Source organism: Spirosoma endophyticum (assembly GCF_900112365.1).
Lineage (GTDB): Bacteria > Bacteroidota > Bacteroidia > Cytophagales > Spirosomataceae > Spirosoma > Spirosoma endophyticum.
On record NZ_FOLQ01000001.1, the window covers coordinates 1,176,118 to 1,194,485 of the forward strand.

Annotated in this window: 14 protein-coding genes; 8 read left to right on the forward strand and 6 right to left on the reverse strand. The window is 47.6% G+C overall.

The annotated features are described in order from the left end of the window. Nucleotides 1-15 precede the first annotated feature (15 nt). The 6 genes from BM202_RS04680 (at nucleotide 16) to BM202_RS04705 (ending at nucleotide 10,092) form a co-directional block, all read left to right on the forward strand. The gene (locus BM202_RS04680) at nucleotides 16-576 is read left to right on the forward strand and encodes a GNAT family N-acetyltransferase (protein ID WP_093823391.1); all 561 of its coding nucleotides are present in this window, start codon (nucleotides 16-18) and stop codon (nucleotides 574-576) included. Between the two features lies 1 nt (nucleotide 577). Next, on the forward strand, nucleotides 578-3,157 hold the full coding sequence (locus BM202_RS04685; RefSeq protein WP_093823392.1) for a HEAT repeat domain-containing protein: 2,580 nt from the start codon (nucleotides 578-580) through the stop codon (nucleotides 3,155-3,157). A gap of 46 nt (nucleotides 3,158-3,203) precedes the next feature. Then, complete coding sequence (locus BM202_RS04690; protein ID WP_177236502.1) at nucleotides 3,204-6,905, forward strand: sensor histidine kinase; 3,702 nt, start codon at nucleotides 3,204-3,206, stop codon at nucleotides 6,903-6,905. A gap of 36 nt (nucleotides 6,906-6,941) precedes the next feature. Further along, the gene (locus BM202_RS04695; protein WP_093823396.1) at nucleotides 6,942-7,811 is read left to right on the forward strand and encodes a sensor histidine kinase; all 870 of its coding nucleotides are present in this window, start codon (nucleotides 6,942-6,944) and stop codon (nucleotides 7,809-7,811) included. Nucleotides 7,812-7,872: 61 nt separating this feature from the next. Beyond that, nucleotides 7,873-9,045, forward strand: a complete 1,173-nt coding sequence (locus tag BM202_RS04700) for a SpoIIE family protein phosphatase (protein WP_093823398.1) — start codon at nucleotides 7,873-7,875, stop codon at nucleotides 9,043-9,045. Between the two features lie 36 nt (nucleotides 9,046-9,081). After that, nucleotides 9,082-10,092 (forward strand): bestrophin family protein, encoded by a 1,011-nt coding sequence (locus BM202_RS04705; RefSeq protein ID WP_093823401.1) that lies wholly within the window; start codon nucleotides 9,082-9,084, stop codon nucleotides 10,090-10,092. Nucleotides 10,093-10,717: 625 nt separating this feature from the next. On the opposite strand, the gene BM202_RS04710 is transcribed toward BM202_RS04705, so the two are convergent. Then, the gene (locus BM202_RS04710) at nucleotides 10,718-11,059 is read right to left on the reverse strand and encodes a DUF6970 domain-containing protein (RefSeq protein WP_245776518.1); all 342 of its coding nucleotides are present in this window, start codon (nucleotides 11,057-11,059) and stop codon (nucleotides 10,718-10,720) included. Nucleotides 11,060-11,165: 106 nt separating this feature from the next. Beyond that, nucleotides 11,166-12,344, reverse strand: coding sequence for a cysteine desulfurase family protein (locus BM202_RS04715; protein WP_093823403.1), 1,179 nt, complete (start codon nucleotides 12,342-12,344; stop codon nucleotides 11,166-11,168). Between the two features lie 103 nt (nucleotides 12,345-12,447). Here BM202_RS04715 and BM202_RS04720 point away from each other — a divergent pair, with 103 nt between their 5' ends. After that, nucleotides 12,448-13,317, forward strand: a complete 870-nt coding sequence (locus tag BM202_RS04720) for a mechanosensitive ion channel family protein (protein WP_093823405.1) — start codon at nucleotides 12,448-12,450, stop codon at nucleotides 13,315-13,317. 189 nt (nucleotides 13,318-13,506) lie between these two features. Beyond that, the gene (locus BM202_RS04725) at nucleotides 13,507-14,106 is read left to right on the forward strand and encodes a hypothetical protein (protein WP_093823407.1); all 600 of its coding nucleotides are present in this window, start codon (nucleotides 13,507-13,509) and stop codon (nucleotides 14,104-14,106) included. Nucleotides 14,107-14,171: 65 nt separating this feature from the next. Here the strand turns inward: BM202_RS04725 and BM202_RS04730 are convergent, their stop codons facing one another. From BM202_RS04730 to BM202_RS04745, 4 genes are all read right to left on the reverse strand, one after another. Further along, the gene (locus BM202_RS04730) at nucleotides 14,172-15,575 is read right to left on the reverse strand and encodes a tetratricopeptide repeat protein (RefSeq protein ID WP_093823409.1); all 1,404 of its coding nucleotides are present in this window, start codon (nucleotides 15,573-15,575) and stop codon (nucleotides 14,172-14,174) included. Nucleotides 15,576-15,689: 114 nt separating this feature from the next. Then, nucleotides 15,690-16,715 (reverse strand): NAD-dependent epimerase/dehydratase family protein, encoded by a 1,026-nt coding sequence (locus BM202_RS04735; RefSeq protein ID WP_093823410.1) that lies wholly within the window; start codon nucleotides 16,713-16,715, stop codon nucleotides 15,690-15,692. Next, nucleotides 16,696-17,211: a hypothetical protein gene (locus BM202_RS04740; protein WP_093823412.1), complete on the reverse strand. Its 516-nt coding sequence runs from the start codon at nucleotides 17,209-17,211 to the stop codon at nucleotides 16,696-16,698. The genes BM202_RS04735 and BM202_RS04740 overlap by 20 nt, the downstream gene beginning before the upstream one ends. After that, nucleotides 17,204-18,265, reverse strand: a complete 1,062-nt coding sequence (locus tag BM202_RS04745) for an AAA family ATPase (RefSeq protein ID WP_093823414.1) — start codon at nucleotides 18,263-18,265, stop codon at nucleotides 17,204-17,206. Before BM202_RS04745 ends, BM202_RS04740 begins: the two co-directional genes overlap by 8 nt. Between the last annotated feature and the right edge of the window lie 103 nt (nucleotides 18,266-18,368).

The window sequence follows — 18,368 nt, forward strand, 5'->3', positions numbered from 1 at the left end:
GGACAACCTTACGATATGGAAACACTTACAATGACGATGGACGCACATTTTCACCTTGAGCAGGTTCCTTTCTCAGATCTTGAATACGAGATTGGTTCGTTGCGTGTGCGTGCCTGGCGAAATGAACCGGCGGTTGACAAGACATATTTCGACCGGCCAACGCTCATTGAATCACTCGACAAAAAATCGCAGCACTGGGTCATTACCAAAGATGACATCGTGGTGGCAGCCGCCCGGATGAGCTTCCACCCCACGATGGAAACGGTGCCCTATGCTCCCCTGCTGCCCGCTGAATGCTGGGGGCAGTTTACTAATAAAAGCATTGCGTCCTTTAACCGGATGGTCGTTGATCCTCAGTATCGGGGGCAAGGGTTAGCCCATGCGCTAGACCGGATCAGGGTTGAGCATGCCATACAGTCGGATCTGGATGTAATTGTGGGCGCCACGCAACTGGAATATCGGGTAGAGTCTCTGAAAAAAATTGGCTTCACCTACCATTGTGAGCTATATAACACGCCAGAACGCCCGCACTGGCCCTTGTTTTTTATGTCGTACGATTTAAAAAAGAACCAATAGTATGTTCGAGATGAAACAGGTATATAAACTAGTCAACATGCAGCCGGGCGAAGGTCGTACCGTACTGCTGTTTGTGCTGTATTCCCTGTTTATGGGTGTAGCATCGGCGGTATTTTATACCTGTACTACGTCCCTGTTTCTCGTCAGTTTCACCCGTTCCCAGCTTCCGTGGGCGTTCATTGCCGGCGGTTCTTTTGTCTACCTGTTAGGATTGCTGGTCCAAAAACTGCGTAAGAAAACGTCGTTCACCCAGATGAACTTCTTCCTAATGTCGTTTTTGGTACTCTCGGTTGGTGGACTACTTCTGGCCAGCCTGGGTGCCCCTAATAAATGGATTTACTTTACGCTGTTCATCTGGAACCGGGTGTTTGTATTCGTCAATGGTGTTACGTTCTGGTCTACCGCCGGGCGAGTTTTCAGTCTGGAGCAATCCAAACGCTTATTCGGCTTTATCAGCATGGGCGACGTTATTTCGTCGATTCTCAGCTATTTCTCCGTGCCCATTCTGCTGCAGTTTATCCAGACGGATCAATTACTGTTCATATCCCTGCTATTTCTACTGCTCTGCATGGGTATGTCAGTGATCACCAATCAGCGGTTTCGTGCTCAGTTATCGGTCGAAAAGGTAGAACAGACTACCGCAAAAGCGAGTCCTGTGGCTACCCAGAAACGGGTTAACAAATCCTATTATTCGCTGCTCTACGTCCTGTCGTTGCTACCCGTTGCCGGGCTGGTCTACGTTGAATTTATGTTTACCGTGATGTCCAGAGCCAGTTTTCCCAGCAAAGACGTACTGGCAAGCTTTCTGGGTATCTTCTTTGGTATCTGCGCAGTCGTTGAGCTACTGATCAAAACTTTTCTCTATAACCGGCTCATTACCAACTACTCCATTCGCGTTGGCATTGTCATGCTTCCGCTGTCGCTGCTATTTAGTTATACCGTTGCCTCCGTATACGGCACCTTTTACGGAACAGCCTCGCTCTTTTTTGCCTTCATCGCCCTGAGTCGTTTTTTCATGAGTGCCGTCCGCAAATCGATCAGTGATCCTGCCTTTCAGGTTCTCTTTCAGCCAATTCCGACCGTCGAACGAGCGGCCTTGTCCAGTAGCATCGAAGGCGGTCCTAAAGCACTGGGAAACATTCTGCCCGGCCTGTTTCTGTTGGCTCTGAATAGCTTCAGTTTCATTACGATGGTTCACCTGAGCTATTTTTTTCTGCCACTTCTTGTAGTATGGGTGGTGGTCGCGTTTCGTATTCAAACGGCTTACGGAACGATTCTCAGCGAAACCGTTAGTCGCTCGGCGGCTTTTATTCGAAGCAAAATTGCGGGCAGCCGACCCGAGGTTATCGCGGTTGAGCAACATGAAACCTCTTCCATCACAACGTCGGCATCTTTTGACGCTATGGTCCAGCTGGCCGCTTCCAGGAATGTAGGCGACCGAATACAGGCGGCCAGGGAACTGGGTGGATCGGGCCGCTACTACGCGTATATTCACTTGCTGAACCTGTTGCAGGAAGACGAACACCCGGATGTCAAGAAAGCGGCCCTGCTGGCCGCTGGCGTCCTGGGGAAACCGGAACTCTGGCCATCCCTGCTTGAGTTTCTGGCTCAGGACCGTTATCATAACACAGCCAAAGCGGCCCTGATACGGGTTGGCGAACCGATTATTCCAGCCCTGACCCGTTTTTTCAATCAAAGTGGCCAACTAACTAAAAATCAGGTATGTGTAGCCAACGTAGTAAGTGAGATTGGCGGCCCGGTTGCCCTGCGTTTTTTGAGACCCAGAATCAATTATCCCGTTCAGGTTGTTCGCGATGCCATTTTTGACGGTCTGAAACGCCTGCATCACCGGGTAACGAGCACCGAACGGCCAACGGTTATGCTGCAACTGGATGAACAGATTGCGCTACTGGTCTGGCTGGCTGCGTCGCGGCTGGACCTGACCCCAGCCTACGACAGGGAGTCGCCCATTTTGCAAGCGCTTAACCATGAAAAGGAGGTTATCGTCCCTAAAGTATTTACGTTACTCATTATCCTTTACGGTAACACGGATTATGAAGTCATTGGCGAGTTGATTACGCACAAAAACAGTGATATGACGGGCTATCTTATCGAATTGCTTAATACGGCCTTGCCTGCTGAGGTGAAAGATCGGATATTGCCACTTTTTGCCGAAATGCCCCTGAGTGAAAAGTTACGTCGCTGTTCGGTGAACTATCCCCAGCAGCAATTGTCGGTCGAGGAGCGATTGCATGACATCATCAATAAAGATTTCAACAACGTATCGGCTGAATTGAAAGCCGTGGCGGTTCACGCATTGCTGGACTGGCACGCAACCGATCCAACTGCTATTTTGGTGGCCAATGTGGCTTCGTCAAACGAGCTTCTGGCCGAAACCGCCTTTTACGTATTGCATACATTGAATCCCACCCGATTTGAGGAGTTACGTCGTGTCGTGGCGATCCAGCCCGATTCCATGCAGTACCAACTGGCCAATCGAATTGCGGCAGGGATGGCAGACGAAGACTTATTACTCCGTCAGAGAAAATTACTTTTGACTGATTCACAGCAAATTATATAATTAGGAGTTCATATTTATGTCGTTTTGGCGCGTCATTTCCTGCTGTATGCTACTCTGCCTGTTCGGCAGCTCGCTAGCGTATGCCCAGACTGACGAGCTTTCAGCTAGTGTTGGTACCCCCCCAGCGAGAGTGTATCTGCCCAAAGACTACGATGCGAACAGTCAGAATTTCGCCTTCACGCAGGATCGTCGGGGCGTTTTATACGTTGCCAATTTTGCCGGCGTTTTGGAGTATGACGGGACAAACTGGCGAACGATTTCTACCCGGAACACCACCAAAGTATCGGCGTTACTAACGGCCCGGGATGGGACGGTTTATGTAGGCGGCAACGGCGAATTTGGGTTTCTGCGGGCCGATAGTACGGGTAAACTCGAATTTTCCAGTTTAAACCAACGAATCAAAACTCGCTTTACGGAAATCCTCGCCATTCTGGAAACAAAGGAAGGAATCCACTTCATAAGTCGAAAAACGGTTTTTCTTTGGAATGGTAAGAACATAGTGGAATGGCCCTCCACCTCGGATATTATGTCAGCCTTCGGTGCCAATCAGGTGATTTATGTATTTCTACGTCAGCAGGGATTGAGCCGCTTTAAGGATGGCAAATTCAGCTCCGTAGGACGTAGCAGTGGCCTCCCTACGATCTATGACATGCCTGCCATGCTGCCGCTGGGCAGCGATAAACAACTGCTGGTCACCAGCAACCAGGGGCTGTTTCAATTGACAGGCAACACGATCAGTGAGTTCCCGGCATCAGTCAATACGTATCTGGCCAAAAGTCAGGCGACAACCGGCGCGGTGCTGAGTGATGGCTCGTTAGCCATTGGTACGGTACGGGGTGGCCTCGTTATTTTATCCCCCACGGGTCAGCTCAAACAATTAATTACGGGCGTCAGCGGATTGAATGATCAGTTAATTAATGGCATGTTTACCGGCCGCGACGGGAATCTGTGGCTGGCGTTGAACAACGGCCTTGCCCAGGTAGAAATACCATCGCCCATTACGCTTTTCCACGAAGCGACCCGGCTCGCCGGTGAAATCCTGGATATCCGGCGTGTCAATGGCATCGTTTACCTCGCGACGATCAACGGGCTGTTTCGAATCGACAACACGGCTATTCATCCGGTCGCGGGCCTGAATGTCAGCTGCTTCTCTTTAACCGAGCGTGGGGGTTCTTTATTTATAGCCACCAGCAAAGGCGTTTATCAGCTAACAAACAACGTAGCAAGAGCTATTACCGATAGTTATGCCCTCTGCATTACGGCCTCAGCAATAAACCCGTCACGGCTTTACGTCGGTACGGAAAGTGGGTTGGGAATGCTAACATCGGGAACGTATCAATCGATTCCGGGCCTGAACGAGCGCATTTTTGGTATACTGGAAGAGGCCAACGGAACAGTCTGGATGGAAACATCTACGGATGGCCTTTATACCTTCCAGCCTAAAACAAACCAGATCACCCATTATACCACCCAACAGGGTCTGCCAACGCTGCTCTATAACCGGATTGCCCGAACCAGCCAGGGGCTGCTTGTCTGTAATGAGAAAGGAATTTACCGATTCAATCCGCAACAGAATCGCTTCGCCCTTTACAACCCATTCGGGAGCAAGACACCGGCCACCCACTACTGGCTTGACAATCTATTCGAAGACGCTCACGGCGATATATGGACTGTTAGCGGGGATAAAAAAGGCGTTACGCTTTACAAAAAAAGTGGAACAACCTTTACGCCGATCGTAACACCCTTTCTGCCCCTCCTGAGTTCCCCCGTGAACGTAGTTTACCCGGATCAGCAAAGTCTGGTCTGGTTTGGTCGGCGGGATGGCATCGTACGGTATGATGCGAAGATAAACAAGTCCTACAAGCTCCCGTTTCAGGCGCTGATTCGTAAAATTCAGGCGAAAGACGAAAAGGTGCTGTTTAATGGCTATCTCTCAAAAGCCGAACAGGCCGATACGTCCACGACGGCTCGGACCCAGATGGACTACCAGAATAACGACATCAGTTTTGAATTTTCAGCCGCCAGCTTTGCCGTTACCAATGCGCTCTCGTTTCAATATATGCTGGAAAATTACGACCAGAGCTGGTCGGAATGGACTACTGAAAACCGGAAAGAATACACCAACCTGCCGCATAATACGTATCGGTTCCGCGTAAGAGCCCGAAATATTTACGGTACCATCAGCGAAGAAGCCGCTTACTCCTTTCGGATTTTGCCACCCTGGTACGAACGCTGGTGGGTCATAAGCCTGTTTGTGCTGGTTGCCGGACTGATCATTTACGGATTGATCCGCTGGCGGTTGCTCATTTTGGTTAAAGAAAAAGAGGCCCTGGAGAACCTGATTCAGGAACGGACGGAGGAAGTAGTTGTGCAGAAAGTAGAGATGGAGAAGCAGTCGGAGGAATTGGCGGTCAAGAATGATCAATTGAAAAAAATTGACCTAATCGTTCAGTCAATCAACGCTGAAATCGATTTCGCGAACTTGTTCCAGACCGTTGTCACCAAGTTCTCGGTCATTCGAAACATGGATAGCGCCAGCTTTCTTCTCTTCGATAAACCCAGCAAATCATTCAAGTTCAAAGCACTACGTGGCAATATGGACCTGAAACACGTCGAGTCGGTCCAATTGACCCAGGAGGAGGCCGAAAGCCGTTTTCTGACCAACAGCGTAGAGGTTTACAAGGATATTTATCTCAAAAACGACGTAGTCTACAAACCGCTCAACAGTCCGATTGATGATTTGATTACGCCCCGGTCGCTGATTACGATCGTCATCGAGACTGACAACCACATTGAAGGATTTATTACCCTCGAAAACACGAATCGAGTCAATGCGTTTGATCAGCGGGATATCAGCATGATCTGTAATCTGAAGGAACATCTGATTGCCGCCTTTATTAAAACCCGGCTGCTGGAAGACCTGGAAACGACGCTGAATGATCTTAAAAATACACAGGACGAATTGATCCGTCAGGAGCGTCTGGCGTCGGTCGGGCAGCTAACAAAGGGCATCGTGGATCGGATTTTGAATCCGCTCAATTACGTCAATAATTTTTCTCAGACGTCCGATGATTTAATCAATGAGCTCATCGATGTCATTGAAAGTCAGAAGGATGACATAAAACCCCAAACTCTACAGGAAGTCTCGGAAGAACTGGCCGTGCTGAAAGTCAATCTGTCCAAAATTCAGGAGCATAGTAACAGCACCACCCGCATTCTGAAAGACATGCAGAAATTGTTGAAAGAAAAATCGAGGGTTTTTCTGGAGACCGACGTCAACAATTTCATTGAAAACAAAGCCAAAACTGCTTTGCAGAACGCAAAAATTGAGTATAAAGATTTTTCTGTAAATCTGGTCATGGATCTGGAAAGCAAATCCATACGTGCCAAGCTGCTGCCCTATGAGTTTGGGCAGGTGATCGAAAATATTGTCAGTAATTCCTTTTATACCTTATACGAAAAAAATAAATCGACCAAAGACTTTGTACCGGAATTCAGAATTGACACCACAGCCTCAAACGGTCATGTCGAAATCGTATTCCGGGACAACGGCAAAGGCATCCCTCAACGTGAAATCACTAAATTATTTAGTCCATTTTTCACTACTAAACCCACGTCGAAAGGTACTGGATTGGGGCTGTTTATGGCAAGGGATATTATTGAAACGCATAAAGGAAAAATTGAAATTCATTCACAGGAGGGTGAATTTACAGAGATTATGATGACTTTGCCTACTATAGCCAATTAGCTTACAGACCCGTTCAATCTTTTTAACAATTGCTTTATGAAATCGCCAAAAGGGGTAGCAGAACCCGACCATCTGAACGAGTCGCCCTCGGTAACCGACGCTGAGCTGATGGCGCTCCGCGAACGGGTGGCGCAACTGGATCGGTTAGCGGCAATTGGCCAGCTCACAGCGGGTATTTTGCACGAAATAAAAAATCCACTCACGTTTATTACCAACTACGCGCGGTTGTCGGTCGATCTTGTCGGCGAGATGGAAAGCATTACGGTGAAGCTACAGGCTCAGTTCGATCCTGAAGAGTTGCTCGAAGTGCTGGACATGTTGAAAGGGAACGTATCACGCATTCGGGAGAATGGGGCGCGGGCCGAGCGAATCATTAAGGGAATGCTCGCTCAGATTCGCTCCTCCGAATCGGTGCTATTCGAGCAGACGGATCTGAACATATTGATTGAGGAGTTTTCGAAACTCGCCTATCAGGGTATGCGGGCGGGTGATAATCAGTTCAATGTCTCACTGACGTTTCAACTGGACCCATCCATTGGCAGCATTAACATTGCGCCCTATGAATTCAATCGGGTTATTCTGAATCTGGTTCTGAACGCCTGTTATGCCGTAAACGAGCGCCGTAAAACGCAGCCAGACACGTATAAGCCAACCATTTTGATATCGTCGCACAAAGAAGCGGACGCCATCGAGATTAAAATTCGCGATAATGGCGACGGCATTTCAGAGGAGGTCAAGAAAAAACTATTTATGCCTTTTTTCACCACTAAACCGGTTGGTGTCGGTACCGGACTAGGGCTTTCGCTCAGTCATGACATCATTAATGGCTTGCACAAAGGACAACTAAACGTTGATTCTGAACCCGGCATTTTCACCGAATTCAGCATTCGACTACCACTCGATTAATCGCTATTTTAACCATATAAAACAGAAAAAACAGCATCTACAATTTTAAATTACTCAAACAATGTCCTTCAAAATTTTAAGTATAGATGACGAGTCAGACATGGAAATGCTGATTACGCAACAGTTCAGACGGCAGATTCGGAATAAAGATTTCGAGTTCATTTTTGCCAATAATGGCGCAGAAGCTCTCGAAAAGCTGGATGAAATTAAGGACATCGGCTTAATCCTGTCCGACATTAACATGCCCGAGATGGACGGCCTGACGTTTCTGAGTAAGTTGAACGAAATGAATAACCCGTACCTGAAAGCGATCATGGTTTCGGCCTATAATGATATGGACAACATCCGGACGGCCATGAACCGCGGAGCATTTGATTTCGTCACTAAACCCATCAACTTCAGTGATCTGGAAATTACGATCAACAAAACGATTGCGCACATTGAGATGATGATGCGCTCGCAGCGGGAGCACGACCAGTTGATCGCCATCCAGAACGACCTCAACATTGCCCAGGATATCCAGCAGGCTATGCTGCCCAAAACGAATCCACCGTTTCCCGACCGGACGGATTTTGATCTGCACGCGTTCCTCAAAGCCGCCAAAATGGTGGGGGGCGATCTGTACGATTACTTCCTGATGGATGAAAACCGACTGTTTTTCATCATCGGCGACGTATCCGACAAAGGGGTTCCGGCTTCGTTGTTTATGGCCATCACAAAAACCATATTCAAGAGCCACTTTTCCAACAAAAACTGCGGTGCCATTCACGAGGAGGTCTACCGGATCAACTCGTTCCTGAGTGCCGATAACCAGTCGATGATGTTCGTAACGGCTTTCATTGGTATCCTGGATCTGACAACGGGCATTGTGGAATACATTGATGCGGGTCACGAACCTCCGCTGATTCTCCGTCAGGACAAGACGGTTGAAGTGCTGAAAAAGAAAGGCGGTCTGGCGTTGTGCATTGATGGCGAGTACGAATACGTTTCCGCTACGTTCACGCTCCAGCCGGGCGATACGCTCTTTACGTATACCGACGGTGTGCCCGATGCCAATAACCTGGCTGGCGAACGCTTTGGCATGGAACGTATCAAGAAAATACTCCTCGAAGAGACATTTGCGGCTAAGCCTCAGCACGTTAATGAGACGATGCTTCAGCACCTTCAGGAGTTTATCGGTGAAAATGCTCAGTTCGACGATATTACGGCGCTCACGTTGCATTATGCGGGTTAATGGTAGATTCTTCCTCTTTTTAAGCGTACCAGACGTATGGATACAGCTAACCACTTTCCGTTCCGTAGCACAGCGACGTTCGCCTGGCGTTCTGTCCTCTTTTTTGTCCTTTATTCATTAACGATCTGTGCCCTCTATGCCTGGGCTGGCTGGACATTTCTGGCTATGCCTTTTGTGCCCATTGCTGCCATTGGAACGGCCGTGGCCTTTTACATCGGGTTTAAAAACAACTCGTCGGCTAAACGGCTTTGGGAAAGTCGGCGAGTTTGGGGCGAGTTGGTTAATGCCAGCCGATCGTGGGGCGTAATGGTTATGGACTACGTGGGCAATATGGATGCCCCACTGTGCTGTTCAGCCGACGAACTGTTCCGGACCCAGCAGATGCTTATTTACCGGCATGTGGCCTACCTGAATGCAGTACGTATCCAGGTAGGCGGGCGTCACAACTGTTTTGATCCCTCAGACAGCGCCGAAGATCTGCGGGGGTTCCAGTCTCAGATGGATAAGGAACTGAGTATGTTCCTGCACGACGATGAAGTGGAGTATTTCATGGCCCGGCAAAATCCAGCGGCCCAGATTATCAGGCGGCAGTCGGCTCAATTGCGTGAGCTTCGGATGGCGGGATTGATTACCGAGTTCTACCATTCGGATATGGAGCACATTCTAAGCGATTTATACGCGCAGCAGGGAGCCGCCGAGCGGCTGAAAGCACTCCCTTTTTTGCGTCAGTATGCGTTCAACAGTTATTTGTTTGTTTGTTTATTCATCAGCATACTTCCGTTCGGTCTGTTAACCGAAATGGCGAAATTAAGCAGTTGGCACATCTGGCTGACGGTTCCCTTTTACACAATTATTGCCTGGGTTTTTTATACGATGGAGCTCGTTAGCGACACCAGCGAAAATCCATTCGAAAACAACATCAGCGACGTACCGATGAAGGCTATTTGCCGGAGTGTGGAAGTTGATCTGCGAGAGATGCTTGGCGAACCCAGCTTACCCCAGAAGGTGCAGGCGGCTGAGAGCATATTGACGCCTGTAAAAAAGTGAACGTCAAGTAAAAACAACGTAGCAGTTATTGAAACTCCCCAATGCAGACTTGACAAATCTGTATTGGGGAGTTTCAATTTTCCGTATAGGACTTTGTAAATAGATAAAATAGGACTGATCATCTACTGACAACCAGTTCCTGATGCGGCTGTAAGGGTTACGAAAGGGGCCGGATAACAAAGTATGTATTCTTTTTGGGGGTAGCCACCTTGCCGATATTGAAAGTAAAATATTGAATCTCTTCGCGGTAATCCCGGAACAGTTAGTTTCTTAAAAGCGAGAGTATCTAGACTCGCTACAACACAATTCTGTAAGAGTTCGGAGGAATTGCCTTTCCAATCGGTGCCAATGGGTGTACCATCCAGTACTTGAATAACTAGTCCCCCACAATAAGTAGAAATATAGCGACCTTTCACACATCGCTGGTCGATTGATTCCGTATCATTACAACCTAACAAGGCAAGCAGGAACAAACTGTCGACTATTCGCATGATACAGTTTTTTACTAGACCTAAATATTACGTCGAGAGCTGGAAGTCTATGTCAAGCTAATGTAATACGATTTTACCCTTAACCGTTTCAACATCCATTTCACTAGCCTAAATCTTCATACGTACCTCGACGACTACTTTCTGGTATCCTGCCAAATCAGATTTTCCGCTGACCGGCTGGTAAAGAAGTCGTTGCACTTTCCGTCGCCAGCGCCGGTAAAACCACCATCGGGGAAACAAAGCACATGGCAATTTTCGTCGTATAAGGTGCTGGGTATATCACAACACCGTTGCGGTACAAAATAAACGATTTGCCCTTTGTACACGTAGCGATAAATCCTGGCCGGAGGATTCCAGACACCCTGATTTTTAATCTGTTGAATCAGATTGGCAACGCAACCGGGTATACTTTTGGGGATGTCATTGCCTGTACAGCCCAGGGCGAATAAACCCGTAAAGACAATGAATTTGAGCATGGCTTCCAGATAAAAACAGTTCGGATCTCCTTCAAGACTATTTCTTATCTGCTAGACTCGTTTTGCTCCCCAATCGTTGGAAGTAGTGATTGCTGGTATTCACATTTTACTTCACCAACTCCTTCTGATACAGGCCGGCCAACGTAGCAACCGCATAGTCTATTTCTTCCATGGTGTTGTATTTGCCAAACGAAAACCGAACGTAGCCACGATCCGCATCAAGTCCGGGCAGAGCGCCCAGTACGTGCGAACCAATATTTGAGCCACTCGAACAGGCCGACCCACCCGACGCCGAAATCCGGGCAATATCCAAACTAAACAAGAGCATGTCGCTCATGTCAGAGGCTGGCAGGCTAACATTCAGAACCGTATATAAACTATTTTCAACATCGGCCGAGTCGCCATTGAACTGAACGTCCGGCATATTGGCACGCAGTTGCTCAATCATTCGACGCTTGAGCCCCATGATGTGCTGACGGTGTTCATCCATCTCGCGGTAGGCAATCTCTAGTGCCTTCGCCAATCCGACAATGCCATACACGTTTTCGGTGCCGCCCCGCATGTTACGTTCCTGCGCCCCACCATGCATAAATGGATGAATTTTTACCTGTTCGGCATTGACATACAGGAAACCAACGCCTTTGGGCCCATGAAATTTATGCCCCGAACCCACGATAAAATCGACAGGTAACTGTTGTAGATCGTGCTGAAAATGGCCCATTGTCTGCACCGTATCAGAATGAAAAACAGCGTCGTAGCTCCGGCACAACTCCCCTACCCGATTTAAATTCAGCATGTTGCCAATCTCATTGTTGCCATGCATCAGCGACACCAGCGAGCGCCCCTGACCAACCGTCTTGTTCTGACGCAGTACCTCTTCCAGATGGGCCAGATCAATGTGGCCTTTTTCGTCTATATTGACCAGACTTAACTGGATAATGCCCTGCTTTTCGAGATGCTGAAGTGTATGCAAAACCGCATGGTGCTCCAGTGGCGACGTAATGGCGTGTTTGAGTCCATATGTTTCAATGCTGCTCCGAATGGCCGTATTATCGGCTTCGGTACCACCCGACATAAAGAAAATCTCAGCCGGAGATGTATTGAGTAAAGAGGCTACCGTTTTGCGCGCTTTTTCGATGGCCGAACGTACCGCACGGCCGTGGCTGTGAATGGAAGACGGGTTACCAAATTGCTCGGTCATTAGTGGCAACATAGCGTCCAGCACTTCAGGATCGAGTTTGGTGGTAGCGGCATTATCGAGGTAAACGGCGGCAGAACGTGTCATCAGTAGTCTGTGAATTAGTTGACAAAGGTACGGTGAATGGTTTAATGATGAAACACAATGCAAATTCGTGGCGTTCCTCTCCTACTACGACTAATTTTGCCCAATGAATTTCTCCCAGGCCGCAGGCCTTATTTACGCCGAATTATCCATCTGGATTCGCCTTGCGATACGTTACATACCCAAGATAGCCGTCGCATTATTGCTGCTGGTTTTCTTTACGTTCCTGTCGAGATGGGTAAGCCGGTGGATGATTCGGGGGCTGGAACGGGTCAGTAGCAATATCTCGCTCATCAACCTGACAGCCGCACTGATTCGGGTACTCGTTGTGGCCGTTGGGTTATTTGTGGCGCTGGGCGTCCTGGGTCTTGACAAGACGGTTACGTCCTTGCTGGCGGGGGCTGGCGTTATTGCGCTGGCGGTGGGGTTCGCCTTTCAGGATCTGACCACCAATTTTATTTCGGGAGCCATGATCGCGCTGGCCCGACCCATTCAGGTGGGCGACACCGTCGAAACGAATGGTTATACCGGCAAAGTGCTGGATATCAAACTACGGTCCATCGTCATCGATAACGGGCAGGGGCAAACGGTCGAAATTCCCAGCAAAGATGTATTCCAGAAACCGATCACGAATTACTCGCGCATCGGCCAGCGACGTATTGAAGTGGCGGCTGGTATTTCATATCTGGATGATTTAGTAATAGCCCAGCGCGTGGCTGTAGAGGCAATTACTAACCTGCCGTTTGTGTTAAACCAGCCTGCCGTCGATTTTCACTATCGCAATTTTGGTGATGCGAACATTCAGTTTGTGCTCTGGTTCTGGATTAAGCCTAACACCAGCCCGCAAACAGCGCTAAGCGAAGCCATAATTGCCATCAAAGAAGCCTTCGATGATAACCACATTCTGATTGTCTTTGCGGCCCAAACGTTCGATCTGAAGCAGAAAATAGCCGTTAGTCAGACTGATAATCAGTAATTTTTTATTAACCACAGCGCCACAAAGAACACATTGTTCAATACCGAAAAGAAAAATCAACGCACCTGGTTGGACCAGAAAAGATGTGCTTTCCACAAACATTTGAAATCCTGATCAACTTTTAATTGCAGATGAATAAATATGATTATCTTGACATAAAGTTGTCAACTATCTAAGATATATACCGTTATGAAACGTCTCTCAATTATCACAGCTACGTTGTTTTGCATTACAACAGTTTCATGGGCTCAACAAAAGCATCATACTCATTACCCAAGTACGGTATATGTACCTACCACAACCGAGCCTACTATCGATTACAAATACCATGATGGGACCGCCTTCTTAACGAACGGAAGTTATTTAAAAGGACGCTTTCAATATAATGGTAGAAAAACCTTTATATATCGTGCCAGTAGTCAGGCAACGCGCCAACGAATAGGGTTTTCGATGATCAGGCGGATGGCGCTGGCCGGTTCCGATACGTTAGTGATGGATCGCACCGACTCCACCGTTTTTGAGCGCTTTGGCAACAAGTTGTATCGACAGTTGGCCAATGGCTCGACTATGGTGCTGGACCGTGTATTTGCCGTTGATGAAGACCGCGGGCAAATAGGCCAGAAATTGTACGTACTGGATGAAGCGAGCAATATGTATAAATTTACATCGCTTCAAAAGCTGAACAAGTGGTTCCATACCTTCCGGGAACGGTCGGGAAAACAACTGCCGGATGTTTACTTAAATCAGAGCGAGATTGTTAAAGCGGTTGCCAAACTCAATGATGAATAGCCTGTGAAAAAAGAAATGCCCACCAATCCTGGTGAGCATTTCTTTTGACTGAAGTTCGTATTTGGTTATTCCTTTTTATACTGCTGAATAATCTTGTACAATGCCTTTTGTTTTTCCAATTCCGGAAAGAATTCAAACAGTTGAACGTGTGCATCATAGTCGAGCGACAGGGCCGCTTCCAATTGAATCAGCGACTCGCGATAATGACCCGCGTGAATCAGGTAAATGGCTGACCGATAGTACAAGTCAGCCTCTTCCGGCATATCGTTAATGCCCGACTGAATAATGTCATTTGCCCGCAGGAAATCGCCCTGATCAAACGGCACCAGCGACCACGTCAAATACACATCCGGGTTTTCAGCATCTACTTCGGCGGCTTTCTCGAATGCTTCTACACTCGACAGTACGTTCCCGATTTTGTATTCGGTTTCGGCAACGGCCAGGTAATATTCACCGTTCTGGTCGTTGAGTTTAACGGCTTTCTGTAGAAATGGCAGAGCTTCATACCACTTGCCCGATTCGCTCAAACAAACACCGATACCATACCAGGCTTCATCCCACATGTTATCCAGTTTGATGGCCTCGCGGTATTCTTTGATGGCTTCGGGCAGACGGTCCTGTTTTTCCAGACTGGCGCCAAGATGACAAAACGTATCAGCAGTCGCTTCTTCATATTTCAGCGTCTCGCGATAGCAGCTTTCCGCCTTCTCAAACAACCCCAGATTCATGTAGGTATTGCCCAAATTGAAATGTGCCGAAGCAAAATCACTCTTGATAATAACGGCATAATCGTAGGCTTCGGCCGCTTCGGCGTAGCGCGCTAGCTTGCTGTAGGCGATACCAATGTTATACCAGGCATTATAGGAATACGGGTCCGTATCGATCAGTTGCTGGTAGTAGGAAAGGCTGTTTTCCAGTTCGCCCGTTACGTCCAGGCAGAAAGCCAGCTCATACAGAGCATTTTCGTTGTTAATGTTTAAGGCAATTGATTTTTTATACTGCGTAATGGCCTCGTCGTATTTGCCCCAGTTCTGATAACTCTGGCCCAACTGAAACAGAATATCGTCCTTCTCTTCGGCGCGGTCGAGAAGCTCCTCCAGCACCTGAATGGATTCTTCATAGCGACCAGCCATGTTCAATACCGATCCCTGCATAAAGGGCACATCAAGATCACCGGGGTTAAAGAGTGATGCCCGTTCAAGAAACTCCAGCGACTCGTCGAACCGCTGAAAATTTGCCAGAATCTGGGCTTTGTCGAGCATTAATTCTAACGCATACGGAAAGTTTTCCAGACCGGATTCGGCGGCTTTAAACGCCTTGTCTAAATCGCCCTTATTGAGATAATGCTCAACCATCTGCTCATAGACGTCCAGATCGAAAAAATGACTTTGTTGCTGATCCAGCATTTGCTCAAAACGCCGGATGGATTCTTTAATATCGCCTTCTCGTTCTTCGAACTCTTGCTCCATGCTAATGCCTTAAAAAATGTTAGGCGGATAGGGGCCGCGCCAATGGCGCGATTTATCCTTTGGCAGTGAAATATAAATCCAAAAAAGCGAAACTCCAACCCCAAAGCCGAAAATTTACGCGCTCTTGGGGGAGGTCCTGAACGCGTCTGCCACACGTTGTAATGTCTCACTTAGCGGTCGGTACTGAAACCCAGCTATCTGCTTAATGTTTCCTCCGTCGTACTGATAAATCGAACTTGCCGACCGAGCCGTTTCACGGGTGATGAGTGGAGCTTTCCCTACTAACCACGCCCGAACGGCTTCCATCGGCCAGAGTAATCGAGTCAGTCCGGGCGAAATCCGCATCGTTGGCGGACGCTTGCCCAATACTGCCGCCACCTGTTCTAACAACGAATGGTAGGGAATGGTGCCCCCGTTCAGGATGTAGCGGCTGGCCGTAGTATCAGACTGCATCAACTGGACCAGTGCGTCGGTTACGTCGAGGACATCTACGTAGTTAATATAGCCAGCCGGATAAAATGGTTTTTCGTCGTACGCATATTTGATAAGTTGCAGACTACTACGGCTCCAGTCGCCCGCGCCCAGCACGATGGATGGATTAACCATTACGGCGTTTAGACCCTCGGCCACCCCGCGCCAGACTTCCAGCTCAGCCCGATATTTGGTCTTGGCATAGGCGGAGTTATTTGGTGAATCCTCCCACTTCTGGTCTTCGTTGATAAGGATCGGCTCTTTAGACTTTCCTCCTTTTTCGACTGGTCGCCCGAGTGCAGCTACTGAACTAACATAACCCAATTTCCGCACTTCTGCTTTCAGGCAGACATTCACTACGTTGGCCGTGCCTTCTACATTGACACGTTCCATCAGATCACGGTCTTTCGGCACAAATGACACGATAGCAGCCGCGTGAATCACATCCATTCCGGGCTGAATAGCCGCTTCAAGCGAGGGAATATCCAGAATATCTCCTGGCATGAAGGTGATACGTTCGGCCACATCGGCCAGCATACCATACCCGTGTTGAGGCCGGTGCAGCACCGAAACCGAATGCCCATCGGCCAGATACCGTCGGGCAATGTGAGAACCAATAAAGCCGGTGCCTCCTGTAATGAGGACCGGGTTACGTAATGATGAAGTCATTCAGAATACGTTCGAGTGTGAGGAAGCCGGGGGCCTGACGAGTGTGTAGATCGGCCAGGAGACGGAGGTAGTTGGGATCGGTTTCGATAGTTGGAGATTTAGTCTGATTTCTCAATATTTTAACCATCGAAGAAAATCCATATATGTTTAAATCAACGCCTACTTGATCGGCATTCCAAATGAGAAAACTTTCTGCGGCCTTATCAATAACTATGATATGTTGCTCTGTCGAGAAGTTGCTTCTTACTGTTACTCGGTTTTCCTGAGTAACAAGTTTGAAATCTTTAAAAAATCCTTTACAACGAATGTCTAAATCATCATCGTTATCGACCATACCTATAAATCGATACGCAGCCGCTTTAGATGAAAGCATTGTTTTTGCCACTTCCGGACAGCCTAAAATATGGATACTTTGCCGATGGTCAGGTATAAAGTGCCGAAGGAGTGCTGTGTCTGCATGGCATTCAGGCAAAAACTGGATATTACGTTCAGGCATTCGGTTCGTAACGGCTAAGGTTGTAGAACAGATCGATACCCAAGTCTTCAGCCTCCTGCAATTCTTCTGATGTTAATTTACGAACGCATGTTTGATAGTCTTTGTAATAAGTTATAAAGACAGTTAATTCTGCTTCGGCAAGCTCCCGAATGAGTGTTTGCAAAAGGTAAGGACTGTGCGTCGAAACGAAAAACTGGTTTGTCTCACTGTATACAATTCGGTGAGCTAATGCCTTGACATATGGCGGAAATGAATGTACCTCCGGCTCTTCAAAAACTAGGATTGAGTTTTTGTTGGATTCTATGGCAGTGATGTAAAACATGAACCGCCGGAAGGTGTCGGCGATAGAGAAGTAAGGATATTGCCAGATATATGGCCCGTCTTTCTTTTGAAGAATGAACTTTTGCTCTTCATCGAATAAAACAAGTTCTAATTTCTGTTCTGTGAAAAGTTTAGCAAACTCATTCCATAACTCTCTATTTCTTCTGACTACTTCATATAGGTTGGGGCCGTTTGGTGGCAATAAAAAATCTTGATATGGGTTTATGAATTCGGTTAGATTAGCAAAATCATATTTTTTCACTTTTCTGAATTGCTCTCCGAAATTTTTCTCATCCTTAGGATTGGCTGACTTAGATATCTTACTTGGATACCCTTGCTCGTCAATAATTCGTGATTCTTTATTCCCTCCCACGATTAAATATTCCGTGGGACTTGTAGATACCTTTCCATTCACCTTTACGCTCATAGATGGTATAATACCAATATTTATTTTTTGCAGATCCGTTGTTATTTCAATAGGTAGGTTTATATCGTTGTCTAAAAATAGATGCCTTAAATTACTATACCTGACAGCACCTCTCAAAAATTTATCGGTATCATAACCCGCTCCTAACAACCCCAGCCCTTCCAGAATATTAGATTTCCCTACGTTTGGCTTGCCGATGAATACGTTCACGCGCTTGCAGTCGAGCCGCAGGTCTTTGATAGACTTGAAGTTTTTGATTTCGACCCAGTTGAGGAAATTATTCGTATTCGACGTAGTGTTCTCCATAGTAGCCTGGTTGTACTCTTTACGTAAACATAACAACGTTCGGCCCTGAATTGCTAATTTTGCGCAAATAAGTCGTCAGCCATCAGTCGGTAGCGTTTATACC